We start from the raw sequence: 4,726 nt of genomic DNA on the forward strand, positions 1-4,726 counted from the left end.
GCCGGACAGGCCGGATCGACGAAGAAGTTCTGGAGTTCGTCCGGAAGGGAGAGTTCCTTAGGGTTGACCACTGGAACGGATACTATATCTTCAACTCCAGAAGTGAGGAAACCGGAATCCAGGTATGCTATATGTCACCGGAAAAGAACTGGAAGGAGCGGGTCCGGCAAACCCTGGCCATGCCGGTGCTTCTTGGGATTTCTCTTTTAGTCTTGACCGGTCCTCTGTCCGTTATGGTATCGGGAGGGCTGACTAAGCCCATAGCCGCCTTATGCAAATCCATGGAAAAATTTAAGGAAGGGGATTTTAATCAGGCCATTGAAGCGGAAACCGAGGATGAGATAGGAATCCTGTCCAGAACCTTTAATCAGATGGTAAATGATCTCCGGGATCTGATCGAAAAGAATTATGTTATGGCTCTGAGGGAAAAGGAAAGTGAACTGAATGCCCTGCAGGCCCAGATCAATCCTCATTTCCTCTACAATGTGCTGGACTCTCTTTACTGGCAGGCCGTAGGGTCCGGTAATGAGGAGCTGGGAGAGGATGTGCTGGCCCTTTCCAAGCTGTTCCGCCTCCTTTTGAGTCATGGGCAGAGCGAGGTAAATGTTGCCACGGAGCTTGAGCTGATCACCAGTTATTTGCAGATCCAGAAGATGCGCTTTTCCAAAAGGCTGGATTATGAGATTGATGTGGAGGAAGACCTCCTTAAATGCAGAATTGGGAAGCTGACCCTGCAGCCCTTTGTGGAAAATGCCATTGTACATGGTCTGGAAATCCGGGGAGAAGGGGGACTGGTTAAAGTCACAGGCCGTAAAAAGGGCAATACCCTGGTTTTTGAGATTCTGGATAACGGAGTTGGGATGGAACAGGAGGAAGCGGACAGAATTCTTCTTGCAGAGGAAGGGATGCGCTATTCCAATGCCCGCATCGGCCACTATGCCATCCGCAATATCAAAGAAAGACTGTACTTAAAATATGGGGAATCCTACAGCTTGAACATCTACAGCCGGCCTCATGAGGGGACCAGGGTCAGGCTCGAGATTCCGGAAGAGCTTTAGAGTAATAAAGATGGGGGAAATGTTATGGCACAGCCTTCTTTTCGCCTGCTTCTGGCAGACGATGAAGAAAATATCCTTAAGGGGATGGAAAATTACATACGGAAGAATACCAGATGCTTTGACAAAATTCACTGTGCAGTAAATGGAGAAGAGGCCCTGGACATTATTTATAAGTATCATCCGGATGTCATGCTGGTAGATGTGCAAATGCCGTTAAAAAGCGGATTAGATGTAATGAAGGAGGCCCTGGCAGCAGGAGTCTGCCCAAAGACCGTCATCCTGTCTGGCTATGATACCTTTTCCTATGCTCAGAAAGCCCTGCGTTTGGGAGCAGTGGATTACTTATTAAAACCCTGCCGTTCCACGGAGATATTGCAGAAGCTGGAATCCATTGCAGCACCCTGGCTGGGTGAAAGGGAGGAAGGCCCAGGACCGGAGGGAAATATATTTGTAAAGACAGCCATGGAATATATGATGGACCACATGTCAGAGGATGTGAACCTGGGAATGGTAGCAGAGAAGGTTGGAGTGTCCACTGCTTATTTATCCACCTTATTTACCCAAAAGCTTGGCTGCGGCTTTATTGATTATTTAAATCGGCTGAGAATTGAATGCGCCCGTGAATACATGCACGACGGCCGTTTAAAGGTATATGAAATCGCATATAAAGTAGGATATCATGATGAGAAATATTTCTCTAAGGTATTTAAAAAGGTGACAGGGCAAAGCCCCTCTGCCTATCGGAGGAATATTGGAATAGGAGAATGAGATGAAAGTTTCATGGAATGTCACCACCTATGAAAATGGAAAAGCAAAAACATGGACAGAAGAAATCCAGTCCGTAACGGATGAAGGCCAGGAACGGGAAGCAGTGAATCTTTGTCCGGATTTTACCTACCAGACCCTGGAAGGCTTTGGAGGAACCCTTACGGAAGCGGCAGCCTATACCTGGCATCAGATGGGAGATAAGCCCCGGATGGAATTCTTAGAGGCCTGCTACGGAACGGATGGACTGGGGTATACCCAGGCCCGCATGGCCATTGACAGCTGCGACGCCTGTCTCGGGAATTATTCAGCCATGGACCAGGAGGGGGATGAAGAGCTTAAAAGTTTTTCTTTAAAAAGAGATGAAATGTATATACTCCCCTTTTTAAAGGCAGCGGAAAAGGTCAAAGGAGAAAGTCTCTCCGTTATGCTTTCTCCCTGGAGCCCGCCTCCATTTATGAAGACCAATGGGGAGAAAAACCACGGCGGTAAGCTTCTGGAAAGATATTATGGCCTGTGGGCAGATTATCTGTGCCGCTTTGTAGAGGAATACCGGAAGAATGGCGTATCCGTAAAAAGGCTCAGCGTTCAGAATGAGCCCGATGCCACCCAGATTTGGGATTCCTGCCGGTATGACCCAGGGGATGAAAAAAGGTTTTTAAAGGATTTTCTCTATCCGGCCATGAAACGCCGTGGGCTTACGGAGGTAGAGCTTTTCATCTGGGATCACAATAAGGAGCGGGCCTTGGAACGGTCGTTGGCAGTCATAGATGAGGAAACCCGTTCAATGGTGGAAGGGGTGGCCTTTCACTGGTATTCCGGGGATCATTTTGAAGCTCTGGATATGATACGGGAGCGATTTCCGGAAAAAAAGCTGATATTTTCCGAAGGCTGCGTGGAATACAGCCGTTTTTCCTCAGCCGATCCGCTTTCCAATGCCAGAATGTATGGCCATGACATTGCCGGAGATTTAAACCACGGAGCCTGTGCGTTTATAGACTGGAACATTCTTTTGAATTCCCAGGGAGGGCCAAACCATGTGAACAATTTCTGCGATGCTCCCATGATGTACGATGTGGAAACAGGACGGCTGGAGAAGAAGCTTTCCTATACCTATATCGGCCACTTCAGCCGCTATCTCCTTCCAGGAAGCGTCCGCATTGGCATGAGCCGCTACACGGATGAAATCGATGTGACTGCCTTTAAGCGCCCGGATCATAAGCTGGCTGCAGTTCTTATGAACCGGACAGAACGGGATATGCCGGTTTATTTAAGACTGCAGGGTCAGATGGTGAAGCTTAGGGTTCCTGGAGACGGAATCGGCACCGCACTTCTGGAATTAGAATAACCCAAACTGAACTGATAAAAGAGGAGGAATCGGAATGAGAATCGTCACGACTAATGCGGCAGAAGCTCAATATTTCCAGGAGTCTGAGGCCTGCTGGTCAAACTGTCCGGACCAGGAAAGAAACTTAATAACCATTTTTCCAGGCAAGCGGTATCAGTCTGTACTAGGATTTGGAGGAGCCTTTACCCAGGCAGCAGGCTATGCCTGGTCATTCTTAAGTGAGGAGAAAAAGACGGAAGCTTTGGATGCCTATTTTTCTGAAAACGGTTTGGGTTACCGCCTGTGCAGAACCCATATTAATAGCTGTGACTTCTCCATTGAAAATTATTGTTATGTTTTGGAGGGGGATGAAAGCCTGGAGACCTTTTCTGTGGAGTGCGATGAAAGCTATCTTCTTCCGTTGATACGCAAAGCCAGGGAAAGAGCTGGAGAGGACATTGTTCTTTTGGCAAGTCCCTGGAGCCCGCCTTCCTTTATGAAGTCCAATGGGAATATGAACCACGGAGGAACGCTGAAACGGAAATATTGGAAGACCTGGGCGAAATACCTGGTGAAATATATCCGGGCTTATAAGGAAAAGGGAATTACGATTACTTATATTTCCATTCAGAATGAGCCAAAGGCTGTTCAGGAATGGGATTCCTGTATTTATACGCCACAGGAAGAGAAGGAGTTTGCACAGGACTTTTTAAATCCGGCGATTTTAGAGGCGGGTCTTGATGTGAAAATATTGGCCTGGGATCATAATAAGGAACGGGTCTACGAAAACGCCTGTGTCTATTTCCAGGGAGGGGGAGATGCTGTCTGGGGGGAGGCCTTTCACTGGTACAGCGGAGATCATTTTGAAAATCTTCAGATGGTCAGCGAAGATTTCCCTGATAAAGCCCTTATCTTTACCGAGGGTTGTGTGGAATATTCCAGATTTGATGAGGGGAATCAGCTGGAGCAGGCGGAAATGTACGCCCATGACATGATCGGGAATTTCAATCATGGCTGCCAGGCTCACATTGACTGGAACCTGTATCTGGATGAAAAGGGAGGACCCAATCATGTGGGAAACTTCTGTGCGGCTCCTATTATGATTCATACAGGAGATAATACCTTTGAAAAGCAGCTGAGCTATTATTACATCGGACATTTAAGCCGGTATGTGAAGCCTCAGGCAGTTCGGATCGGAATTTCCCGCTATACGGATAAAATAGATGCCTGTGCATTTTTGAATCCGGATCAATCCATAGTCACTGTTTTTTTAAACCGGACGGACAGAGATATGGAGGCCTCTTTGAGAAAAGGTCCCCAGGTCTGCACGCTTTCATTAAAGTCCCATTCCATCGTGACTGTGATAGAGAATCAGCATTAAGGCCATTTCCTCCTCTTTCGGTGCCTTCGTGAAAAGGATTTTTTTAACGCTCATCTGATCTGGCATATAAGTTGAGAAAAACTGCATCGGAACCAGTTCCGATGCAGTTTTCTGGTCTATAAAAAAAACATAAGAAAAAGGTTGACTTTTGTCAAATGCTTTGGTATGATATAACTCGCCGCTGAAAACGGCGGC

General features: G+C 47.2%; 5 protein-coding genes. 4 read left to right on the forward strand and 1 reads right to left on the reverse strand.

Translation table 11 applies throughout. The features are described 5' to 3' along the window. From RT269_RS29740 to RT269_RS29755, 4 genes are all read left to right on the forward strand, one after another. The coding region (locus RT269_RS29740; protein ID WP_313188123.1) for a sensor histidine kinase at positions 1-1,058 on the forward strand (1,058 nt) is incomplete at its 5' end. 24 nt (positions 1,059-1,082) lie between these two features. Then, a complete protein-coding gene (locus tag RT269_RS29745; protein WP_313188124.1) occupies positions 1,083-1,826 on the forward strand; it encodes a response regulator transcription factor in 744 nt (247 codons plus the stop codon). 1 nt (position 1,827) lies between these two features. Next, positions 1,828-3,171 (forward strand): glycoside hydrolase family 30 protein, encoded by a 1,344-nt coding sequence (locus RT269_RS29750; protein WP_313188125.1) that lies wholly within the window; start codon positions 1,828-1,830, stop codon positions 3,169-3,171. Between the two features lie 34 nt (positions 3,172-3,205). Then, entirely contained in the window at positions 3,206-4,531 is a 1,326-nt protein-coding gene (locus RT269_RS29755; protein ID WP_313188126.1) for a glycoside hydrolase family 30 protein, read from the forward strand. Here RT269_RS29755 and RT269_RS29760 read toward each other — a convergent pair. After that, the coding region (locus RT269_RS29760) for a hypothetical protein (RefSeq protein WP_313188127.1) at positions 4,487-4,726 on the reverse strand (240 nt) is incomplete at its 5' end. The genes RT269_RS29755 and RT269_RS29760 overlap by 45 nt on opposite strands.

Source organism: Lacrimispora sp. (genome assembly GCF_032078915.1).
Classification (GTDB): Bacteria; Bacillota; Clostridia; order Lachnospirales; family Lachnospiraceae; genus Lacrimispora.